Source organism: Microbacterium jejuense (assembly GCF_039544225.1).
GTDB lineage: Bacteria > Actinomycetota > Actinomycetes > Actinomycetales > Microbacteriaceae > Microbacterium > Microbacterium jejuense.
In genome coordinates this window covers 399,401-420,541 of the sequence record NZ_BAABLG010000001.1, presented here as the reverse complement: position 1 = coordinate 420,541, position 21,141 = coordinate 399,401, and the positions used below count along the sequence as shown (strand labels likewise).

Here is a 21,141-nt window from a genome sequence, read left to right as displayed (position 1 = left end):
GGGGTCGACTCTCGCTGGTGCTCAGTCGGCCGCCCATGACGTTCGAGCAGCCGATGCGCGATTCGAATCGGGTTCGCGCGATCGGCAGCATACGCACCATTGCACTGCCTCGACCTCTGAGCATACCCCCCGTTCCTGAACGGACGGACTCCGCTCCGGACGGGTGGGCGCCGGTGGCGTCGGCGGGTGCTCAGGGAGCCCGGCAGCCGGGGCTTCAGCGCGTGTAGAGCCGGACCGCTCCCCAGACGGCTGCGCCGATCGCGACCGCGCCGACGACGACGGCGACCGCGGCCAGCGCCGGGTTGCTCCGGTTGAACGCGCGGGCCTGAGCGACGCGCTCGTCGACCACGCGGCCGACCCGCCGCGGGACGTTCGCCTTCTCTTCGATCGCCGCGAGGGCGGCCTTGAGCTCGGCGCGGGCCTGCTCCACCGGGTCGGTGATGCCGAGCGGCACGGCGGTGCGGGGCACGGGCACGGGAGCCTCAGAGCTCATCGCGCACCTCCTTCACGTCCTGGGCGATCGATTGGACCGGGTTCTGCCGTGCGCCGATCTTGCGGAACCGCAGGATGCCGAGCCACGCCAGCACCGCGGTCACGATGAGCATCACGAAGAACACCACGAGGGCCGACAGCCACACCGGCCAGCCCCACCACTCCGAGAACCCGGCGATCACGAACGTGCCGAGCACGGGCACCGACCAGAACAGCACGAACAGGGCAGCGAACACCCACAGAGCGCCCCAGCCGCCGTCCTTGGCCGTGCGGGCCAGCCACGCCTTGGCGGCGTCGATCTCGGCGATGACGAGGTTGCGGACGAGCTCCGGAACCTCGCCGAGGAGCGTCAGCAGGCTGTCGTCCGCGCGGTCGCGGAATCCGCGTCTGCGCGTCTCCACGTCAGGCCCCGCCCTGGCCGCTGGCGTCGTCGACCGCGTCCTCGACGGCATCCTTCACGGCCTTGGCCGACGTCTGCGCGGCCTTGCCCAGGTCGTCCTGCGAGTCCTTGCCCACCTTGATGGCGGCGTCGAGCTTCTGCCCGGGCGTGCCCTGCGAGCCGGCGGCCTTGACGACCTTGACGCCCGCGTCCCACAGTGTGGACGGCAGGGCCATCGCCTGGCTCTTCGCGAAGTCCTTGACCTTGCCGACCTGTTCCTGGACGGGGTCGAGATTCCACACCTTCAGCCACTGCGCCTTGATCTGCTCATAGCGCTCGCGCCCCGCGCGCGTGCCGAGGACGTACCCGATGGCGAGTCCGATGACGAGTCCAGCCTTGCCCCTCATGGGGTCTCCTCACACTCGGTGTGCACCTGACGACCCTCCCCAGGGTAGCCCCGTATGCCGATTCCGGCATCCACTCGCCGGGCGATGCGTCACTCGGGCTGTTCGTCGCCCCACAGCGCGCCGCGACGCACCCGATCGGCCTCGGCGTGGGCATCGGCGACGACCTGCGCGAGCCCGCTCCCCGCGAGCCACGCCCCGACGGCAGCCAGTCCGCGCGCCTTCGCGACGGCGGCGCGCGCGGCCGTCGCGCGCTCCCGCTGGCCGCTCGCCGACGCCGGCGGCACCAGCCTGAAGCTGTCGCGGTGCGCGGCCACGATGCGCTCGACCGCGACCCCGAGAAGAGTGGATGCCTCACGCGCCGCCAGCGTGAAGGCCGCGGTGTCGTCGAGCCCGGCGGTGGCCGGCGCCGTGCCGGGTGCGCCGAACGCGACGCGCAGCACATGGCGGCCGGGGCCGGCGTCGCGCGCGAGCCACTCCCACCGCGCCGTCTCGTGCACGAGGCCCGTCGCAGCGCCCGAACCGGGGACGGCGTGGACGTGCGCGCCGCGCGGCGCCGCGTCGAGGGCGGGCGCCTCGACGACGAGCGTGACGACCTCGCGGGCGATGCCGGCGGGCTCGGCCGCCGCGAACGCGCTGTCGTGCAGGGCCGGGCCGAGCAGGGCGCGGGCGGCGGGCTCGTCGGTCGCGACGATCACGGCGTCGGCGGTGAACTCAGTGGGCGCAGGGTCGACCTCCGGCACGTGCCCGCCCTCCTCCGGCGCGAGCACGACGGTCCACGCCTCGCCGTCGCGGACGAGACCGGTCGCGCGCATGCCCGTGTACACGGTGGCGCCGCGGTCGCCGAGACGCGCGTGCAGTGCGGCGACGAGCTGCGGCATCCCTCCGTCGAGTCCCTCGATCGACGAGCCGGGGGCATCGGTGGCGAGCTCGGCGACCGCGCCGCCGAGCGACCCCGTGCGCGTGAGGGCGGGGTTGAGCGCCGGCGCCGCGACCTCGACGTCGACGTCGTCGGGGTCGAGGCCGAAGCGGTCGACGCTGAGCGGCGCGACCATGCGGTCGCGCACCGTGGAACCCATCCGGCTGGTCACCAGGCGCCCGAGGCTGTGCTCGGAGCCGATGGTGAGCGGCGGCCGCAGCCGGTCGAGGTAGGCGCGCCACGTCCCGCCCCAGCCGATGATGCGGCGGACGCCCTCGTCCCAGGCGTTGGCCGGGATGCCCAGCAGCGTGTCAGGGGGCAGCGGTGCGGCCGCCCCCTTGGGCAGGCCCGCGATCCACGCGCGTTCTTCGCGCGGGCGCACGACGACGGCATCCGGCAGCACCTCGTCCACGAGGCGCCGCACCGCGCCGCCGCGCGTGGACCAGCAGGTCGCGCCCACGTCGAGGCGCAGCCCCGAGGTCTCGGCCGTGCCGATCATTCCGCCGAGGCGGGGGGATGCCTCCACCACCGTGACGCCTATGCCGACCTTGGCGCACTCCCACGCCGCGGCGAGTCCGGCGATGCCGCCGCCGATCACCACGACGCGGGTGTCGCGGGCGTGGGCGACGAGTTCCTGGAGCGGTTCGGCGGAGTCAGGCACGCCTTCCATCCTCGCACCGGTGCTCTGCGTGCCCGCCCCGGTCGTCGAGCGAGCGAAGGGCGGACACTCACGCCCGGCTCGTTGAGCGAGCGAAGCGAGACGAAACGTCGCGAGCCGCTCTCGAGGATCCGCCGGGCGCAGACGTCGCGGAGTGGCTCGGTCCGATCGACGGCTCACCGCGTTTCGTCTTCGCTCGTCCCTCGCTCCGCTCAACGACCGGGGGCGACCCCGGCGTCAGGTCAGTGGCCGTGCCGCTGCTCGCGGGCCTCGGCGCGCGTCCGCGGAGCGTGCGGTTCGTCGGCCTCGAACGACTCGGCCTCAGGCTCCGGGAGCGACGGGCCACCGGCATCCACCGACCGTCCGGTCACCGACGTGACCCGGCCGTCGTGCAGCTCGATGACCCGGTCGGCGCGCTGCACGAGCAGCGGATCGTGGGTCGAGACGATGGCGGCGAGGCCCTGCGAGTGCACGAGGTCGCCGATGAGGTCCATGACTGTCGCGGCGGTGCGCGAGTCGAGCTGACCGGTGGGCTCGTCGGCGATCAGCACGTGCGGGCGCGCCGCGATCGCACGGGCGATGCCCACGCGCTGCTGCTGCCCGCCCGACAGCTCGGTCGGCCGCTGCGCGGCGTGGTCGGCGAGGCCCACGAGCTGCAGCGCCTCGGCGACGCGTGCATCGCGCTCAGCGGGCGCCGTCTTCGCGATGCGCAGCGGCAGTTCGACGTTCTCGGCCGCCGAGAGGATCGGGATGAGCCCGAACGACTGGAACACGAAGCCCAGCCGCTCACGGCGGAGGGCGGCCAGGGCGTCCTCGTCGAGCGCGGTGGCCTCGACGTCGCCGATCCAGACGCTGCCCGAGGTGGGGGTGTCCAGCCCGCCGAGCATGTTCAGCAGCGTCGTCTTGCCCGCACCCGACGCACCGCGCACCACCACAAGCTCGCCCGCGGCGACCTCGATGTCGATCTCGACGCACGCGTGCACGTCGCCCGCCGCCGACGAGAACGTGCGGGTCAGCTTCTCTCCGCGCAGGGCGAGGGTCATGAGGGCTCCTCCGTGGGGAGATCGGATGCCGCGGCCGGATGCTGCCCGTCCGGCGCTTGCCGAGGCGACTGCTGGCCGGGCCATACGCCGACGTGGTCGGGCTCCAGGGCCAGTCGCACGCGTTCGCGCAGGTCGAGGGCCGTGACGAACTCGTCGGGCAGCTGCAGGCGGCCGACGCGGTCGAGCACCGCGTACTCTTCGGCGACGTGCTGCTCGGCGCCGTGCTCGTCGAGCCGCGTCGATCGCAGCACCTCGGTCGAGGTGCGGCCGTCGCGGATCTGCACGGTGCGCGCAACGTGCTCCGACACGGCGGGGTCGTGCGTCACGATGAGCGTCGTCACGCCGAGCTCGCGGTTGACCGAGCGCATGGCTTCGAGCACGTGGGCGCTCGCGGTGTCGTCGAGCTCGCCGGTGGGCTCGTCGGCGAGCAGCACCCGGGGCTCGTTGGCGATGCCGACGGCGATCGCGACGCGCTGCTGCTCGCCGCCCGACATCTCGCCGGGGCGGCGCTCGGCGCAGTGCGACACCTCGAGCAGATCCAGCAGCTCGGCGACGCGCGTCTGGCGGGCCGCGGCACCCTTCACCCGGCCGGGGATCGCGAGGGCGGCGGCGATGTTCTCGCTCGCCGACAGGTACGGCAGAAGGTTGCGCGAGGTCTGCTGCCACACGAAGCCCACGCTGTGGCGTCGGAAGATCACGCGTTCCTTCTCGGTCATCGTGAGCAGGTCGTGGCCGGCGACCCACGCGACGCCGGCGGTGGGCTGGTCGAGGCTCGACAGGATCGACAGGAGCGTCGACTTGCCCGAGCCCGACGCGCCGACGACCGCGACCAGCTCGCCCGGATCGATGCGCAGGTTGAGGCCCTGCAGCGCCTGCACCTCGACACCCGGCCCGCTGGCCGAGGCGACCTTGAAGATGCGCACGAGGTCGACGCACAGGATGTCGGCGTCCATGTCGGGAATTCTCATGCCTATCCTTCCTCCACGTTGCGCAGCGCGCCCGCGGCGCGGATGCGCCGCGACACGAACAGCGCGATCGCAGTGAGCAGCACGGCGAGCGCCAGGAACCCGCCGAGGGTGAGCAGCAGGATGCCGGGGTCGACCTGGTAGGCCGGCGCCACCGACGATCCGGTGAACGGTCGCAGGTCGACGGCTGCCAGCACGACGAGCGGCACGAGGAGGCCGAACAGGGTGCCGGCGACGACCGCCGCGACGGCGGGCGGGCCGATCTCCCACAGGGCGAGCGAGGTCGCGGCACGACGAGGGGCGCCCAGGGTGCGCAGCAGCGCCAGCACGCGGGCGCGGGCTCCGGCGGCGAGGGCGAGCGTCATGACGATGGCGAGCGCGCTGAGCAGGGCGGCGATCCCGGTGGCGGCCAGCAGCGCCCACCGCACGCCCTGCACCGCCGGGCCGGACTCGATGGTGCCGGCGATGTCGTCGGGCGTCGCGAACGTGACAGCGTCGCCGACCACCGCCGTGAGGTCGTCCTGCACGTCGGCGAGTCCGACGCCCTCCTCCAGGCTGACGAGGACCGTGCGGTCGCTCGGGTCGCGCCCGAGCACGTCCTCGGCGTACGAGGAGTCCAGCGCCACCCAGTTCTCACGGACGCCGATGGGCACGGGCCCGCGCGTGACGCCGACGACCTCGGCGTCGACACCGCCCACATCGAGCTTCTCGGTGTCGCCGATCACGTCGGCGGTGGCGCCGGCGACGACGATCGGCATCTTGCCGCCGGTGGGTTCGAGCGAGATGCCGGGCGGCAGCATCCCCGGACCGTCGCCCTGCACCGCGCGCAGGTCGGCCGCGTCGACGACGAACACCGACGTGTTGCGCTTGACGCCGTCGACGTCGAGGGTCGCCGGGTCGGCGCCCGAGATCCCGGTCGCGGCCGCCACGCCGTCGACGCCGTCGATCCGGTCGAGCTGATCGCGGGTGAAGGTGCCGCCCGTGATGCGCACGTCGGCGCCGACCTGCGCCTGCGCGGTCTCGGTGATGCCGCTCTGCAGGGCCGAGAGCAGGATGCCCGATGACACCGCGACCGAGACGCCGACGACGAGGGCGAGCACCGGGGTGAGTCCGATCGAGGGCTCGCGCAGCGCCCGTGCCGCGCCGAGGAAGGCGTCGGAGCCGGCGGAGGCCCGCGCCCGTGCGAGCACCGCGCGCAGCGGCAGCGGGTACACGCGCAACGTGATCAGGCAGGCGACGAGGGCGAGCAGCAGCGGCGTCGCCGCGATCAGCAGATCGACGCCGTCGCTGTATCCGCGGACGAACAGCAGCACGAGGGCGACGGCGGCAAGGCCCGCGATCACGCCCTCGGCGATGAGGCGCAGCCGTGAGCCGCGCACGCCGAGATCGGCGCGGGCCTGCCGTTCCGCGACGGACGGGGCCAGCACGACGAGGATCACGATCGGGGCGACGGCGAGCAGCAGGGCCGCCACGACACCGATCGCCGTCGGCGGCGCCCCGAACAGCAGCGCACCGGCGACGGTGACCGCGACGGCGCCGAGCAGGGCGGGCACGGCGCCCGCGATGGCGCCCTCGACAGCCAGCAGGCCGCGCAGCTGCCCGGTCGAGGCGCCGCGTGCCGAGAGCAGGCGCATACTCGGCCGGCGTCCTTCGAGGATGAGCCGGCAGCCCAGCACGAGAACGGCGGCGGCCACGCCGACCGGCCCGGCGACGAGCATCGCGATGACCGCTGCCGTCGAGGCCTCCTGCGCGAGCGCGAGCTCGATCTCACCAGTGATGTCGGCGTCGAAGCGCAGGCTCAGGATGCCGGGGCCATCGCCCGACGATGCCACGGTGTGCGACACCGAGGTGAACCGGGTCAGGGCGGCGACAGTCTGCTCGGCGTCGTCGCCGCTGATCGCATCGGCGTCCGTCGGATACCAGACCGAGGTGGAATAGCCCCCGGTGAGGCCCTCCGAGACGAGCGAAGCCGGGTGGGCGAACGCCGTGCCGGTGAGCTTGCGGGCGCTGTTGCCGTCGTCGAACACCTTCGGCGTCAGCACCGACGGCACGTGCTGCCAGTAGTCGCCGTCCGCGTCGACCGGCTCGAAGAGGCCGACCAGCACGATCTCGACCGGCCACTTCGGCAGCCCGACGCTGCGAGTCTCGCCGACCGCCCACTCCATCTCTGCGGCGGTGTCCTCCGAGACCACGACCTCGATGCGGTTCAGCACCAGCGGCGGCTCGTCGCCTGTCGGCTCGCCCACCACGCCGGGAAGCCGGGATGCGGCGGCCTCCGGCATCCGTCCCTCGACGATCCGGATCTCGTCCTCGTAATCGGGGTCGAACGCGACAGTGACCTCTTGCGGGCTCGACGATCCGCGCACCGCGTTGTCGCTGTTGGTGGTCACCATGCGCGCCGGCTGCAGGATGCCGGGCAGGGGCGCGTCGGCACCGGTGCGGACCTGCTCGACCGCGCCTTCGAACGGGCCCCAGACCTCCTCGGTCGAAGACGGCACCTCGGAACGTGCCCCGGCGACACCGCCCGGCAGCTGCGGGAAGCCGACGTTGGTCGACGAGACGTCGCGCGCGGTCGGCGGCAGCCCGTCGAGACGGTCGCGCAGCGCGGCATCCCCCGCGATCCCGAGCGCGATCGGCGCGGCCGTGGCGAGCACCGTCAGCACCAGCACGAGCGTCGCGACGATGCCCGCGCCGCCGGCGCGCGAGCGCAGGTGGTGGGCGACGAGGGCGCGGGTCGTGACGCGGCGGGTCATCGCGACTCCTCCCCCACGGTCGCGGTGCGGGCGGCCCGGCGCACACCGGCCGCGGCCGCGGCGACGATGGCCCCGAGTCCCACGACGAGAGCCGCAATGGCCAGGCCCAGCGGCACCCACGCGATGTCGACGCCGCCGGCGATGGACAGGATGCCGGGGGTCACGGCCCGCACGAGCGACGGCACGATCAGCACCGAGACGAGCACGCCGGCCGCGGCGCCCAGCACGACCGCGGCACCGAACACACCGCCGAGCTCGGCGGCGCGCATGCGCGCCTGGCGGCCCGCGGTGACGCCGGCCGCCCGCAGCACGCCGAGCTCGCGGCGCCGGGCGATCGCGAGGGTCTGGACGATGGCGAGCGCGGCGACGAGCGACAGCGCCGCCGAGCCGACCGTCGCGATCCACCAGCCGGGGACGAGGGCGCCGACGACCCTCGCCGTGACGCCGGGCGCCGAGGTCTCGACGGGGCGGTCGTCGAGCGCCGCGCTGTAAGCGTCGGCGGCGGCCGTGTCGCCCGCGGCCCACACCGCGTCGGGCGGCACGATCGACGTGCCGCGCTGCAGCTGTGAGACCAGGAGCGTCTCCATCGGCACGAACAGGGCGAGAGCGGCCGATGTTCCGGGCACGGCGTCGACGAGCGACGCGATGGTGGCGGCGCCGCGGCGTCCGACACCCGAGTACCGGAACTCGACCTGGTCGCCCACGCCGATGCCCAGCCGCTCGGCGAGCGCGTGCGTCACGGCGGCGGAGACGCTCGGCGGCTCGGCACCCGTCGCGCCGTCGCCGCCGTCGGCCAGCCACAGCACGGACTCGCGCGTCTGGTTCGTGAGCGAGGCCGAGCCGTCGAGCTCGAGCGTCGCACCGCCGATGGCCTCGGCCGACACGACAGTCACCGATTCCTGGGGCGGCACGGGGGTGAGGGGTGTGCCGAGCAGCAGGGCGAGCAGGCGCCACGGTGCCGTGCCGTCCGGAAGATCGCCCTGCGCCGTATACGTCACCAGTGCCTGCCCCTGCGGCGCGGGGTCGCCCGTGAGCGTGAGGACTGCGGGTGTGCCGGTCGCGTCGAGCAGCACGGCCGACAGCAGCACCGGGATCGCGTTCGTGCCGTTCTGCCCGGCGACCTGGACCGTCACGCGCAGGCCGGTGGCGGCATCCCCGAGATCCACCGGTTCGGCGGTGACGGTGCCGTCGACGGTCGCGGCGAGGGCCGCGGTGTCGATGAGGTCGCCGGCCGTGGTCACGACGGTGTCGAGCGACGTGACCGGAGCGGCCACGAGCTGCGCGTCCAGCTCACCCACCTCGATGTCGGTCGCGAGAGCGCCGGCGGCGGCCACGACGCCCGGCACGGCCGACGCGTCGGCGACCTCCGTGGGTGTCACAGCCTGCGGCGTCGTGTCGACCCGCAGGTCGGCGCCGGCGCGCACGGCGGCGGAGTCGGAGGTCGCGGCCGTCCAGGTGGCGCCGTACGCGGCGGTGAACACGGCCTGCGCGACGGTCAACGCGACCAGCAGCACGGCGACGGCGAAGATCGGGATGCGGCGCGCGACCTGGCGCGCCGGATAGCCGGGTTCGAGCGCGGGAGAGGATGCCGCCGGCCGGGCCCAGGCGACCGCCGCGGCCCCGAACACGGCGAGGGCCACGACCGCCGCGGCCGACAGCACGACGGCAGGCGCGATGGCGACGATGGGGTCGAAGCCCGCGCCGCGGGCGAGCGGCAGCTGCCACACCACGAGTCCCGTTGCGAGCAGCAGCACCACGACGACGGCGGCGGTGGTGGTCCGGGTGGTCCGCGCCGACGTGCGTCGCCCCTCGCCGCGGCGCAGGGCGACGGCGAACACGGCGGTCAGCAGCACCGCGAGCGCCAGCGCCCACGGCCACGCGGCGAGTCCGGCGAGCGCCCCCGCACCGACGAGCGCGGAGGCCGCAGCGGCGACGATCAGTCCGACCACCGTGCCCGCGAGCGCCACGACAGCGCCTTCGGCGGCATCCGTCGTCCAGGCCTGCGCGCGCGAGAACCCGCGCGCACGGACGGTGGCCGTCTCGTGCTCGCGCGCGGCGGCGATGAGGCGGGCGAGTTGCGCGACGGCGGTGCCGGCCAGCAGCGCGACGAGCAGGACGAGCGCAGGCGAGGCCGAGGCCAGCGCTGCGGCGCCGGCCGCGACCTGGTCGGCGACGTCTTCGGCATCGACGCCCGGAGGCGGCGGGTCGCCCGCGCCCGCGACGGCGTGTGCGAGCCACGCCAGCACGAGGCACACCGTCGCCACGGCGACCGCGATGGTGGCGGCGGCGCTGGCCAGCAGCCCGGCGCGGGCGGCCGATCGCTTCCGCAGCAGGCGTGCGGCCGACGCCGGTGCGGAACGATCGGGCATCGGGCTCGGTCCTCCGCGGGTCGGGTCGGCGACGTGAGCGACGTCGTCGTGGCAGGTGTCGGCGCCGGCGAACCCCAGCGCACGTCTTGCCAACCTAACCCGACAAGCGCATTCCCGCACTCGGCCTCCCCAGGTCCCCGGGTGCTCCCGCGCGCCGCGTCCGCGGTGGGAGACTGGGCCCATGGCCCTTCACATCACCGGAGACACCGCCGCCGACACCCTGCTCACGGATGACCCGCTCGCTCTGCTCATCGGCATGCTGCTCGACCAGCAGGTCGCGATGGAGACGGCCTTCGCCGGTCCGCTCAAGATCTCGGAGCGCGCCGGGACCCTGGACGCCGGCGGCCTCGCCGGCTACGACCCCGACGCCTTCGCCGAGCTGTTCAAGACGACGCCGGCCGTGCACCGGTTCCCCGGGTCGATGGCGGCCCGCGTGCAGGCGCTGTGCGCGGCGGTCGAGCAGGACTGGGGCGGCGACGCGTCCGCGATCTGGACGCAGGGCGAGCCCGACGGCGCCACGGTCCTCAAGCGGCTCAAGGCGCTCCCGGGCTTCGGCGAGCAGAAGGCGAAGATCTTCCTCGCGCTGCTGGGCAAGCAGTACGGGTACACCGGCGCCGGCTGGCGTGAGGCATCCACTCCCTACGGCGAGGACGGATCGTTCCGCAGCGTCGCCGACATCGTCTCGCCCGACTCGCTCGCGAAGGTGCGCGAGCACAAGCGCGCGATGAAGGCTGCGGCCAAGGGCTGAGCGCATGAGCGCTGAGGTCGACGAGTTCCTGGCGGGCGTCACGCCCGCGGTGCGGCAGCGCGACGCGCGCACGCTCGTCGGACTGATGCGCCGCGTGACCGGCCACGAGCCGGTGCTGCAGCATCCCGGCATGATCGGCTTCGGGCGGTACCACTACGAGTACGCGTCGGGGCATTCGGGCGACGCGGCCGCGGCCGGCTTCGCGCCGCGCAGGACCGCGACCGTCGTCTACCTCTCCGACGGCGTCGAGGCCCATGCCGACGCGCTGTCGAGGCTCGGGCCGCATACGTCGGGGGTGGGATGCCTCTACCTCAAGAGCCTCGATGCCATCGACCTCGACGTGCTCGAGGCCGTCGTGCGCTCTTCGTACGAGACGCTGACCGCCGGCACGTTCGGCAGCCGCGCCCGCGAGGCCTCCGCCGACTGATGCGCTCGGCCCGCGCTCGGTCGGGCGGGCGATGTGCCGCGGCGTCGTCGGGTGCCGCTCCGGATCTCGGAGAATCCGCCGTTCTCCGGAGCATTCCGCCGCCGCGCTCCGGAAACGGGCACGAAGTCCGATCTTCGGATCGGCACAGCGGGCGGACGCGAGCCGACGCAGCGGTGGCCGGACGAGGGTGCGCCCTAAGGTGGAGCACGTGCGGCTGAGGTTCTTCGGGGGTTTCGACGCAGAGGCGGACGACGCCCCCGTCGAGGTCCGCGGGCGCGGGCAGGAGGCGCTGCTCTTCCGGCTCGCGCTCGACGCCGGCACCACCGTCGCGTACCGCGCCCTCACCGAGGACGTGTGGCCCGACGAGCCGCCCGAGGACCCGCGCGCCTCGCTGCAGTCGCTCGCGTCGCGCCTGCGCCGCGCGCTGCCGCCCGGCACGCTCGAAGCCACGCCCGGCGGGTACCGTCTGGCCGTCGACCGCGCCGACGTCGACCTCGCCCGTTTCACCGACCTCGTCGAACGTGCCCGCCGCTCGGACGACGCCTCCGCCGCGGCCGCCGACGCGCGCGCCGCGCTCGACCTGTGGATCGGCGACCCGTGGACGCCGGGCGAGGGCTTCGACTGGGTCGTGCGCGATCTGCTGGAGGACCGCGCGCACGCGGAGCGGCTGGCATCCACCGTCCCGCCTTCTCCGGCCGGCGTGTCGGCGACCGACGCCGCGCCGATCCCCGCGGCCCTCACGCCGCTGATCGGCCGGCGGCACGAGCTCGCCCTGATCGACGGGCAGCTCGGCGTCGAACGGCTCGTGACGCTCATCGGCCCCGGCGGCGCCGGCAAGACGACGCTGGCCTTCGAGACCGCGCGCCGGCGCCCGGGCGCGATCGTCGTGGAGCTCGCCCCGGCCGCTCCCGGCGAGGTGTGGGCGGCTGTCGCCGGCGCGGTGGGGCGCAGCATCCGCGTCGGCGAGCTGGTGTCGACGAGTGCGCGCGACCGCGTGCTCGAAGCCCTGACCGGGCGTACCGCGCTCATCGTGCTCGACAACTGCGAACACGTGTCGGCAGAGGCCGCCGTCGTCGCCCTCGATCTGCTGCGCGGCGCCCCGGGCACGCGCATCCTCGCGACCAGCCGCGAACCGCTCGGGCTCGCGGGCGAGGCGTTCGTCGACCTCGGGCCGCTGCCCGAGAGCGACGCGCGGGAGCTGTTCGCCCGTCGCGTGCGCGCCGCGCGCGGCACCCCGCCGGGTCCCGAGGACGCCGAGGCCGTCGAGCGCATCGTGACGCGCCTCGACGGACTGCCGCTCGCGCTCGAGCTCGCCGCGGCGAAGGCCCGCACCCTCACGATCGGCGAGATCGACGCCGGCCTCGACGACCGCTTCGCCCTGCTGGCCACCGGCCCGCGCGCGATCGAGGCACGCCATCAGACGCTGCGCGCGCTCATCGACTGGAGCTGGGAGACGCTCACCGGTGACGAGCGCACCGCCCTGCTTGCGGCCGCCGTGTTCCCCGACGGCATCGGTGCGGGCGACATCGCGATCGTCGCGAGGGCCTTCGGAGTGGATGCCTCGTCCTTCGACGCCCTCGTCGACAAGTCGCTGCTGCACCGCTCCGAACGGCGCCTGCGGATGCTCGAGACAGTGCGCGAGTACGGCATCGATCGTCTGCGTGGGGAGGGGCGCGAGGGGGAGTTCCGCGGCATCCAGGCCCGCGCGATGGTCGAGCTCGCCACGCGCGAGGACGCCCGGCTGCGCGGCCCCGCGGTGCGAGAGGGACTGGCGTGGTTCGACGCCGACGACGAGAACCTCAGCGCGGCGCTGCGCACCTGCGCCGAGCAGCCCGGCCTGGAGGATGTCGGACTGCGGCTCGTCCGCGCGAACCTGTGGACGTGGCTCATGCGCGAGCGCTTCGAGGAGCTCGCCGGCGGCATCACGCGGTTCTTCGACGTCGCAGGATCGCTCGACTCCGAGCCCGCGGTCGTCGTGCGCGGCGTTGGCCTGCTCGCCCGCGCGTTCGACATCAGCCGGCGCGAGACCGACCGCCTCGCACCGGCGGAGGCGGGGAACGGCGACCTGCTCTCCGACACGGGCACGCCCGGTGCGGCACTGGCGCTCCTCGAAAGCGAATCGCCCGCGGTCATCGCTGCCGCCGCGGTGCACCGCAGCGAACTGTCGGCCGTCGTCGGGCCGCTGCTGCGCGGTGTCGCCGCGACCGCGCGCGACACCCCGCCGGGCCGCCCCTGGCCGCGCGCCACCGTGATCGACGGCGACGGGCTCGCCGACGCTCCCGAGTGGTCGCAGGCGTTCGTCAGCATGATGCGTTCGGCGATCGCGCAGAACAGCGGCGACACCGTCACGCTCGGTGTCGAGAGCGAGCGGTCGCTCGAGGCCTTCCTGCGGCTGGGCGACGTGTGGGGCGCGGCGTTCGCCAGCCAGATGCGCTCGGAATGGCTGCAGCTGGCCGGCCGACTCGAAGAGGCGCTCGAGGTGGCCGACACCTCGACGGAGGCGCTCACGGGGCTCACCTCGACGGCGGACCTCGTGCAGCAGCGCGCGCAGAGCATCGGACTGCTGCTGCGGCTCGGCCGCATCGACGAGGCCCGTGTCCGCCTCGAGCAGACCGAGAAGCTGGCGCGCGACAAGGAGTCGCCGCAGGGCATCGCGCAGGCCGAGATGAGCGCCGCGACCATCGAGATCGCGGTCGGCGACGGCGCGGCCGCGCTGCGTCATCTCGACCAGGTCGACGCCGATGCGATGCCGTCGTTCCCCGACCAGCTCGTCGCGTGGGCCCGCTCCAAGCGGGCGCAGGCGCTCGTGCTGCTGGACCGGGACGACGAGGCCGCGGCCGCACTCCGCTCGGCACTGCCCGCGGCCGTCAGCAGCGGCGACCACCCGATCGTGTCGGACGTGGCGATCTCGATCGCGGGGTGGCTGGCGGCCGAAGGACGCAAGGCCGATGCCGTCCGCGCGCTGGCCGCCGCCGCCCGTATCCGCGGCGGCGTCGATGCCCAGGAGCCGTTCCTGCGGGTGCTGCGCGAGCGCCTGGGCACCGACGCACTCGATCCCACTGCGGCCGCCTCGCCCGGCGCGATCCCCGATCCTGAGGAGTCCGCGGCGCAGCCCGACGCCGCGTCGAGCGCCGAGGAGGCGACGGCCGAAGCGGAGCGTGAGGTCGCGGTGCTCAGGGCACTGCTCGCGTGATCTGTAGGGCGCGTTGCGTGTAGCCCGCATACCGCAGTGCGGCTCAGAAGGGAGCGTCCCCGACATACGGCATCGAAAGCAGCCGCTCATACGTCCGGGACGGCACGAACTGCACCACCGACGGCGGCCGGTCGAGGTACCGGCGCCCAGTGGGGCTGAACCACTCGAGCACTCCGCCGCCGGCCTGCCGCACCCGCCAGGCCGTCGCGTGCTTGACGGTGTGATGCCTAGGGCAGAAGTGAGCGAGGTTGCACTCCGAGGTGGTACCGCCCTTGGCGTGATCGAGTGTGTGATCGACGTCGCAGCGGGACGGCCGTCGCGTGCATCCGGGAAAGCGGCACCGCTCATCGCGCGCGCGGAGAAATCTTCGAAGCTCGGCGCTCGGTCGGTAACGATCGACGGCCATCGGCAGACCGGTGTGCGGGTGGTACATCACGCGATCCCAGCCAGGCGCGCCGGCGGCGAGCTCCCGCGCCATCTCGTTGTCGATGGGTCCGTACCCGGTGAGCAGCGCCGGCTCGTCGTCCTTCCCCGCGGCGGTGAGCACCGGAACGGTGATCTGCACCTCCGCGCGGATCGACGCGAGCGCGCCGCCGGCACCGTGCGCGGCGGGCGCCCCGGTCAGAAGCAGGTCCGCGAAGATGTCGGCGCGCAGTTCATCACGGGACCGCTGCTCGGCTCCCGGAGCCGTCGACAGCTCGGCGGCGCACTCACCCTCGTCGCTCCGGTCTGCGGGAACGGCCTCGTCGACGGTGGACAGCGGAGGTTCGCTGCCCTCCACGGGTCGTTCGGGTCCGACCTCGCCCGCGGCGTCGGGCACGGCATCCAGACCCACCGCAACGACAGCAGCCGCTGCCGCCGCGCGATCCGCCTCGTCCTCGATCTCAGCCATCTGCGTCAGCCGATCGAGGATCGCATACGCGAGCACGGCCGGCAGGTCGGCGAGCAGCCTCGCCATGCCATCCTCGAGGTCGATCACGCGGACGCGGCGAGTGCTGTGTGCACGCCGTTGCAGCTCAGCCGCCATCTCGGGGTCGATGCGCGCCGCAACGATGCGGGCGATCGCACGCAGCCGCGGGGGCGTCTCGAACTCGGCGGCCTCTAGCAGGATCCGCTCGTACTCGCCACGCATGGTCTCGTCGAGCAGCCCCACGCCGCAATCGACGATGGCCGCCGCGTGCGCGTGATCGATGCCACCCTCGGCGAGCGCGCGGTGCGTCTCTGCGAATCCGTCGACCAGGCTGCTCGCCGCCGACATGCGCGCCTGCACGGAGCGGTCGCTCAGGCGCATCGCGGCACCCAGTTCGCTCGATACCTCCCGCAGCGCGAGGTCGTGCACGGTGCTGCGCCCCATAAGCCGTCGTTCGCCCTCTCGTGCCCTCACGATGTCGGCGGCATCCGCCAGCAGACGAGCTTCTTCAGCCTGCAACCGGGCGATCTGCACCCGCGCCGCCTGCACATCTGAGACCACGCGCTCCAGCGCACTCCAGGTGCCGTCGCCGGTGCCGATCTGGTGCCCCACCATGTCTCCTCTCGAAACGCGCGTCAGCGCGACGAAGGATCAAACGAAACGTGGGCACGAGTTCGATCTCATTCCAGCATAGAACAAAGATTCGATATCGACAAGAGTCGCTCGGCCTGCACGAACTCGCCGACGAACCGTCAGGCCGCAGAGAGCGGGCGCGACCACGCGACTTCCCGGCCCAGCTGCCCGGTCTGCTGGAACAGCCGCACCTGATGCGCGTCCGCCAGCGCCGCGGCAAGCTCGTCACGATCCGCCGATTCGAACCCGAGGGATCGCCAGAACGGGCCCGACCGGCGGCTGAACAGCCACGCCCTGCTCGCACCCTCCTCGACCGCACGATCAAGCGCGAAACTCGCGAGGGCACTGCCGCGCCCACGGGAACGCCGCGTCGGGCTGACCGCGACGCTGCGGATCAGCGCGTGGTGACCGTCGCGGCTGATTTCGTAGCCGGTGCTACCGACGATCGCGCCGGTCTCATCGCGCTCGATCCACAACCGCACGCTCGCCGCGTTCAGGCCGCTCAGCGTGAGATCGACCTCATGGAGGAACGCCGTCAGCGCTGGGACATCGTCCGGCCGGCACCGCTCAGGATCCACCGGCCAAGTCAACCATCCGCCGCCGTCCGGCCGTGACGAACCGCGCAGCCCATGGGCGGCCGGACCCGCGACATGAGTCGACGGGGTGCTGCCATCCGATACCCCCATCCGATGAAAGGGCCGGCGGGAGCGCGTGCGATCGGCGCGCCTGGGGGACGCCGGAAGGGCCGAGGCCATCGGCCCCGGCCCTTCCGCACGCCTCAGCCGGCGGCATCCGTCGCTCACGCCTTGCGCATGTAGGCGCGCACCGTGAGCGGCGCGAACACCGCGACGATGATCGCGGCGCCCAGCAGCGCGACGAAGACGTCACCGGTCACGACGCCGTCGTTGACGAGCGAGCGCACCGCGGTCACCAGGTGCGAGACCGGGTTGACGTTCACGAACCACTGCAGCCAGTCGGGCATGGTGTCGGCCGGCACGAAGGCGTTCGACAGGAACGTGAGCGGGAACAGGATGAGCATCGAGATGCCCTGCACGCTCGACGCGGTGCGTGCGATGACGCCGAAGAAGGCGAAGATCCAGCTCATCGCCCACGAGCAGGCGATCACGAGCAGGCCCGCGGTGACCACGCCGCCGAGCCCGCCACCGGGGCGGAAGCCCATGATGAAGCCCATGACGAACGTGATGGTCGTCGCGATCGTGTAGCGGAGGGTGTCGGCCAGGAGCGCGCCCGACAGCGGCGCGATGCGCGCGATCGGCAGCGAGCGGAACCTGTCGAACACGCCTTTGTCCATGTCTTCGCGCAGCTGCACGCCGGTCACGACCGAGGTCGTGATGACAGTCTGCACGAGGATGCCGGGGATGATGATCGGCAGGTAGCTCGCGACGTCGCCGGCGATCGCGCCGCCGAAGATGTACGTGAACATCAGCGTGAAGATGATCGGCTGCACCGTCACGTCGACGAGCTGCTCGGGCGTGCGGCGGATCTTGAGGATGCCGCGCCAGGCCATGGTGAGCGTGTTCTGCACCGTCAGCGCGAGGCTCGAGCGGTTCGACAGCTGCCGGTCGGCGACCGGCACGATGGGGGTGGCGATCGCGGTCATGCGCGAGCTCCTTCCAGTTCGTCGGCCGTCGCGTGGGCGGCCTCGTCGTCTTCCGGCACGCCCTTGCCGGTCAGGGTGAGGAACACCTCGTCGAGCGTCGGCTGCTGGACGCTCAGCTCTTCGAGGTGCAGGTCGGCCGCGCGGAACGCGACCAGCAGGTCGGCGACGCGGTCGGGGTCGCTCATCGGCACGGTGAGGCGGGCCGCCTCAGGCGAGACGATCGCGTCCACACCGAGCACGCGGGCGATCTCGCGCTGCGCCTCGGCCATGTCGGAGCCGCCGCGCAGGCGCAGCAGCAGCGATGCCTGGCCGACCGAGGCCTTGAGCTCGAGCGCGGTGCCCTCGGCGACCACGGTGCCGCGGTCGATGACGGCGATGCGGTCGGCGAGCTGGTCGGCCTCGTCGAGGTACTGGGTCGTCAGCACGACAGTCGAGCCGGTGGCGACGAGCCGGCGGATCGTGTCCCACATCTGCCCGCGGGTGCGCGGGTCGAGCCCGGTGGTCGGCTCGTCGAGGAAGATGAGCGGCGGCTGTGCGATGAGGGATGCCGCGAGGTCGAGGCGGCGGCGCATGCCGCCGGAGAACTTCGCGAGCGGCCGGGTCGCGGCCTCGGTGAGCGAGAACTCCTCGAGCAGCTCGGCCGCCTTGCGCTTCGCGTCGATGCGCGAGAGCCCGAGCAGGCGGGCGAAGATGACGAGGTTCTCGGTAGCGGACAGCGTCTCGTCGACGGACGCGAACTGCCCGGTGAGGCCGATCAGCTGGCGCACGATCTGCGGCTCGCGCGCCACGTCGTAGCCGAAGATCTCGGCCCGTCCGGCGTCGGGGCGCAGCAGCGTCGACAGCATGCTGATGGTGGTGGTCTTGCCCGCGCCGTTGGGCCCGAGCACGCCGTAGACGGTGCCCGCCTCGACGGTCAGATCGACGCCGTCGACCGCGCGGTTGCTGCCGAAGGTCTTGACGAGCCCCTCGGCGCGGACCGCGGGGGTGCGGGATGCGGAACTGGTGATGGTCATGTCGTCCACAGTGCTCCGGGGTCGCTGTCGCACCGCTGTCGCGGGACCCCTGGCGGTGTCGCGGCACTGTCACGCGACTGTCACGCCGGCGCGGACGCTGCCGCAACGGATTCTCGCGTCCGCGTCATGAAACCGGACAGTGTGCGTCCTGCACGGTGTAAGCGCATGTCGGCGGACCCGAAAACCCGCGACGTGCACCGAATCGAGGGCGCCCGACCCGAGGCGCCGCTGGGGGCTGTTCCATGCACGATGCTTTCGCGCGCCCGCGCGCCTTCACCCATACCGAGCCGACACGCGCCGGTCGCGGCCGACGCCTGCTGGCGGCGGCCATGACGGCCGCGCTGCTGGTGGCTCCGGCATCCGTCGTCGCGGGGGTCGCGATGGATGCCGCACCCGCCGCCGCGGCGGAGCTGTCGATCCCCGTGACGGACGGCGTGCAGACGCGCATGACCTCGCACACCGGGTGGAACGGCCAGACCGCCGCCGATCCGAGCACGGGCGACTGCGTGCGCTACGGCACGGCCGCCGACACCGTCACGTCGGGCTCGATCGACAATCCGGGCGGCTCGCCGGGCACGCAGTCCGCGGCGTGGGCCGACGGTGCCGCCGCGTGGGTCGCGACCGGCACGACCGCCTACTCGGCGCACGGCCGGGGCGGCTCGAACTGCAGCGCGCGCCTGGACCTGTCGTCGCAGAGCGCCGTGGGCTTCTCGCCGGCCTCGATCGCGTCGGTCCAGACCGGCGTCGCGTTCAACCTCGGCCGCATGGTGCACCGCAACAATCCCGTGTATACGACGAACCAGCGGTTCCGCGGCGAGATGGACGTGCGCCTGCTCGGCCTCGACCTGAGCTACGGGTGGCAGCTGCACGAGACGCCGAACCAGGCGAATCCGCCCGAGGATCCCGCGAACAACGACGTGCTCGAGTTCGTGAACACCGTCAGCGAGCACTCGTTCGAGGGCCCCGACAGCAACCGCTACACGCTGGTCGTGAGCGGCTTCGCGGCGCCCCTGGCCGACGGCACCTGCGCGCCCACCCTCGCCGATCCGGGCGAGGCCATCAACCGCTTCGAGACCGTCGAGCGCACGTCGACGTATGGATGCCTCTACGGCGAGTTCCAGCAGGTCCGCAGTCTCACCGTGGTCAAGACCGCCGAGGCCACCGACACGGGGCCCGACGCGATCCCGGCCTTCGACTTCACCACCGACGCGCGCACGCCGGGTTCGGCCTGGGCCGACGGCTTCGCGCTCGCCCCGACCGCGCTCGGTGCCGAGGGTGCGGCATCCGTCACGCGTGACGTCGTCGTGGGCGAGACCCTGACGATCGTCGAAGGCGCCGCCGCCGAGCCGTGGGCGTTCACGAGTCTCGTGTGCGTCGACGGCATCGGCGCGACGCTGCCGATCACGTCCGGCGAGCGCATCGAGATCGCGGGCGACCTGTCGGCGCGGGATGCGGCTGCCGCCCCCATCACGTGCACCTACACGAACACGTACGACGTGACGGACCCGACGCCGCCGGTGATCCCGCCGGTCAAGCCCACCCCGCCGGTCACACCCCCGGTCGAGCCCACCCCTCCGGTCACACCCCCGGTCGAGCCCACCCCGCCGGTCACACCCCCGGTCGAGCCCACCCCTCCGGTCACACCCCCGGTCGAGCCCACCCCGCCGGTCGAACCCACGCCGCCCGTCGAACCCACCCCGCCCGTCGAGCCCACCCCGCCCGTCGAGCCCACCCCGCCCGTCGAGCCGACGCCGCCGGCCGAGCCGACTCCGGCCGAGCCGACCCCGACGGCACCTCCCGCGGACGCGGGCGGTCCGACCGACGGACTCGCACTGACCGGCTCCGGCCCCGTGCTGCCGTTCGCGCTCACCGGTGTGGGCCTGTTGGCGGCGGGCGTGCTCGTCGCGTTCCTCCTGCGCCGCCGCAAGGCGCAGGACTGAGGCCGCGGGCGCGGTCGGGGGTCGATCCCCGGTTCCAGCCGGCCGCGTCCGCCTTCCGAGGGAACGGGGATGCCGCGACGCAGGTCGCGGCATCCCCGTTTCCGCTCGCTGACCAGGGGCGACGTTATCCACACGTGGTCCGTCCCGCTGCCGCGCGCCGCTAGGGTGGGGGGACCCGCCCCTGTCCCCCCGACACGGAGACACCATGCTGCCCTTCCTCATCGTCGGAGGCGTCGGCCTCGCCGTCCTGCTGATCTCGCTGCTGATCGGCGACATCTTCGACCACTTCGACATCGGCGACGGCGCCATCTCGGGCACCGCCCTCGGCATCGCCGCTGTCGTGTTCGGCGCGTCCGGCGTGATCACGTACACCTCCGGCCTGGCCACCGTGTGGGCGTACGTGCTCGCCGCGGTGCTCGCCGTGCTCGCCTACCTCGTGGCGGTGCTGTTCGTGAAGCGCCTGACCAGGAGCTCCGACGGCGCACCCACCACCGCCCTCGGTCTGTCGGGCGTCTCGCGCTCCGACATCACGCCCTCCGGCGGCGAGGTGAGCCTCGACGGTCCCGGCGAGGTCGAGCGCCGCCTCGCCTACTCCGACGCGCCGATCCCCGAGGGCGTGCGCATCCGCGTGATCGAGCACGCCGGCACGCGTGTCAAGGTCGTCGCCGAGTAGG

At 73.4% G+C, this 21,141-nt stretch carries 17 protein-coding genes; 5 read left to right on the top strand and 12 right to left on the bottom strand.

Features of this window, described 5'->3' with window-relative positions:
• Positions 1-214 precede the first annotated feature (214 nt).
• The 8 genes from ABEA46_RS01830 to ABEA46_RS01795 form a co-directional block, all read right to left on the bottom strand.
• Entirely contained in the window at positions 215-493 is a 279-nt protein-coding gene (locus ABEA46_RS01830) for a hypothetical protein (protein ID WP_345542617.1), read from the bottom strand.
• Complete coding sequence (locus ABEA46_RS01825) at positions 483-893, bottom strand: phage holin family protein (RefSeq protein ID WP_345542615.1); 411 nt, start codon at positions 891-893, stop codon at positions 483-485. The genes ABEA46_RS01830 and ABEA46_RS01825 overlap by 11 nt, the downstream gene beginning before the upstream one ends.
• 1 nt (position 894) lies before the next feature.
• A complete protein-coding gene (locus tag ABEA46_RS01820; protein ID WP_345542614.1) occupies positions 895-1,278 on the bottom strand; it encodes a hypothetical protein in 384 nt (127 codons plus the stop codon).
• 89 nt (positions 1,279-1,367) lie between these two features.
• The gene (locus ABEA46_RS01815) at positions 1,368-2,864 is read right to left on the bottom strand and encodes a protoporphyrinogen/coproporphyrinogen oxidase (RefSeq protein ID WP_345542613.1); all 1,497 of its coding nucleotides are present in this window, start codon (positions 2,862-2,864) and stop codon (positions 1,368-1,370) included.
• Between the two features lie 230 nt (positions 2,865-3,094).
• Positions 3,095-3,895: an ABC transporter ATP-binding protein gene (locus tag ABEA46_RS01810; protein WP_345542612.1), complete on the bottom strand. Its 801-nt coding sequence runs from the start codon at positions 3,893-3,895 to the stop codon at positions 3,095-3,097.
• Positions 3,892-4,863, bottom strand: a complete 972-nt coding sequence (locus tag ABEA46_RS01805) for an ABC transporter ATP-binding protein (RefSeq protein ID WP_345542611.1) — start codon at positions 4,861-4,863, stop codon at positions 3,892-3,894. Before ABEA46_RS01805 ends, ABEA46_RS01810 begins: the two co-directional genes overlap by 4 nt.
• A gap of 2 nt (positions 4,864-4,865) precedes the next feature.
• Entirely contained in the window at positions 4,866-7,613 is a 2,748-nt protein-coding gene (locus ABEA46_RS01800) for an FtsX-like permease family protein (protein WP_345542610.1), read from the bottom strand.
• A complete protein-coding gene (locus tag ABEA46_RS01795; RefSeq protein WP_345542608.1) occupies positions 7,610-9,982 on the bottom strand; it encodes an FtsX-like permease family protein in 2,373 nt (790 codons plus the stop codon). The genes ABEA46_RS01800 and ABEA46_RS01795 overlap by 4 nt, the downstream gene beginning before the upstream one ends.
• A 181-nt stretch (positions 9,983-10,163) precedes the next feature.
• Here ABEA46_RS01795 and ABEA46_RS01790 point away from each other — a divergent pair, with 181 nt between their 5' ends.
• The 3 genes from ABEA46_RS01790 (at position 10,164) to ABEA46_RS01780 (ending at position 14,350) form a co-directional block, all read left to right on the top strand.
• The gene (locus ABEA46_RS01790; protein WP_345542607.1) at positions 10,164-10,730 is read left to right on the top strand and encodes an HhH-GPD-type base excision DNA repair protein; all 567 of its coding nucleotides are present in this window, start codon (positions 10,164-10,166) and stop codon (positions 10,728-10,730) included.
• 4 nt (positions 10,731-10,734) lie between these two features.
• On the top strand, positions 10,735-11,157 hold the full coding sequence (locus tag ABEA46_RS01785) for a DUF1801 domain-containing protein (protein WP_345542606.1): 423 nt from the start codon (positions 10,735-10,737) through the stop codon (positions 11,155-11,157).
• Positions 11,158-11,365: 208 nt separating this feature from the next.
• Positions 11,366-14,350 carry an ATP-binding protein gene (locus ABEA46_RS01780; RefSeq protein WP_345542605.1) on the top strand — a complete coding sequence of 995 codons (2,985 nt, stop codon included), beginning with the start codon at positions 11,366-11,368 and terminating at the stop codon, positions 14,348-14,350.
• 43 nt (positions 14,351-14,393) lie between these two features.
• Here the strand turns inward: ABEA46_RS01780 and ABEA46_RS01775 are convergent, their stop codons facing one another.
• From ABEA46_RS01775 to ABEA46_RS01760, 4 genes are all read right to left on the bottom strand, one after another.
• On the bottom strand, positions 14,394-15,875 hold the full coding sequence (locus ABEA46_RS01775; protein ID WP_345542604.1) for an HNH endonuclease signature motif containing protein: 1,482 nt from the start codon (positions 15,873-15,875) through the stop codon (positions 14,394-14,396).
• 137 nt (positions 15,876-16,012) lie between these two features.
• Entirely contained in the window at positions 16,013-16,471 is a 459-nt protein-coding gene (locus ABEA46_RS01770) for a GNAT family N-acetyltransferase (RefSeq protein WP_345542603.1), read from the bottom strand.
• A gap of 221 nt (positions 16,472-16,692) precedes the next feature.
• Positions 16,693-17,514 (bottom strand): ABC transporter permease, encoded by an 822-nt coding sequence (locus ABEA46_RS01765; RefSeq protein WP_345542602.1) that lies wholly within the window; start codon positions 17,512-17,514, stop codon positions 16,693-16,695.
• Positions 17,511-18,527 (bottom strand): ATP-binding cassette domain-containing protein, encoded by a 1,017-nt coding sequence (locus tag ABEA46_RS01760; protein WP_345542601.1) that lies wholly within the window; start codon positions 18,525-18,527, stop codon positions 17,511-17,513. Before ABEA46_RS01760 ends, ABEA46_RS01765 begins: the two co-directional genes overlap by 4 nt.
• 242 nt (positions 18,528-18,769) lie before the next feature.
• Here ABEA46_RS01760 and ABEA46_RS01755 point away from each other — a divergent pair, with 242 nt between their 5' ends.
• The gene (locus ABEA46_RS01755; RefSeq protein ID WP_345542600.1) at positions 18,770-20,467 is read left to right on the top strand and encodes a choice-of-anchor K domain-containing protein; all 1,698 of its coding nucleotides are present in this window, start codon (positions 18,770-18,772) and stop codon (positions 20,465-20,467) included.
• 205 nt (positions 20,468-20,672) lie between these two features.
• A complete protein-coding gene (locus ABEA46_RS01750; protein ID WP_345542599.1) occupies positions 20,673-21,140 on the top strand; it encodes an NfeD family protein in 468 nt (155 codons plus the stop codon).
• Position 21,141 lies beyond the last annotated feature (1 nt).

Coding starts and splice junctions, on each gene's coding strand:
- ABEA46_RS01765 (WP_345542602.1), bottom strand. CDS start 17,514: ATGACCGCGATCGCCACCCCCATCGTGCCGGTCGCCGACCGGCAGCTG.
- ABEA46_RS01805 (WP_345542611.1), bottom strand. CDS start 4,863: ATGAGAATTCCCGACATGGACGCCGACATCCTGTGCGTCGACCTCGTG.
- ABEA46_RS01755 (WP_345542600.1), top strand. CDS start 18,770: ATGCACGATGCTTTCGCGCGCCCGCGCGCCTTCACCCATACCGAGCCG.
- ABEA46_RS01820 (WP_345542614.1), bottom strand. CDS start 1,278: ATGAGGGGCAAGGCTGGACTCGTCATCGGACTCGCCATCGGGTACGTC.
- ABEA46_RS01785 (WP_345542606.1), top strand. CDS start 10,735: ATGAGCGCTGAGGTCGACGAGTTCCTGGCGGGCGTCACGCCCGCGGTG.
- ABEA46_RS01760 (WP_345542601.1), bottom strand. CDS start 18,527: ATGACCATCACCAGTTCCGCATCCCGCACCCCCGCGGTCCGCGCCGAG.
- ABEA46_RS01775 (WP_345542604.1), bottom strand. CDS start 15,875: ATGGTGGGGCACCAGATCGGCACCGGCGACGGCACCTGGAGTGCGCTG.
- ABEA46_RS01795 (WP_345542608.1), bottom strand. CDS start 9,982: ATGCCCGATCGTTCCGCACCGGCGTCGGCCGCACGCCTGCTGCGGAAG.
- ABEA46_RS01810 (WP_345542612.1), bottom strand. CDS start 3,895: ATGACCCTCGCCCTGCGCGGAGAGAAGCTGACCCGCACGTTCTCGTCG.
- ABEA46_RS01815 (WP_345542613.1), bottom strand. CDS start 2,864: ATGGAAGGCGTGCCTGACTCCGCCGAACCGCTCCAGGAACTCGTCGCC.
- ABEA46_RS01830 (WP_345542617.1), bottom strand. CDS start 493: ATGAGCTCTGAGGCTCCCGTGCCCGTGCCCCGCACCGCCGTGCCGCTC.
- ABEA46_RS01800 (WP_345542610.1), bottom strand. CDS start 7,613: ATGACCCGCCGCGTCACGACCCGCGCCCTCGTCGCCCACCACCTGCGC.
- ABEA46_RS01790 (WP_345542607.1), top strand. CDS start 10,164: ATGGCCCTTCACATCACCGGAGACACCGCCGCCGACACCCTGCTCACG.
- ABEA46_RS01750 (WP_345542599.1), top strand. CDS start 20,673: ATGCTGCCCTTCCTCATCGTCGGAGGCGTCGGCCTCGCCGTCCTGCTG.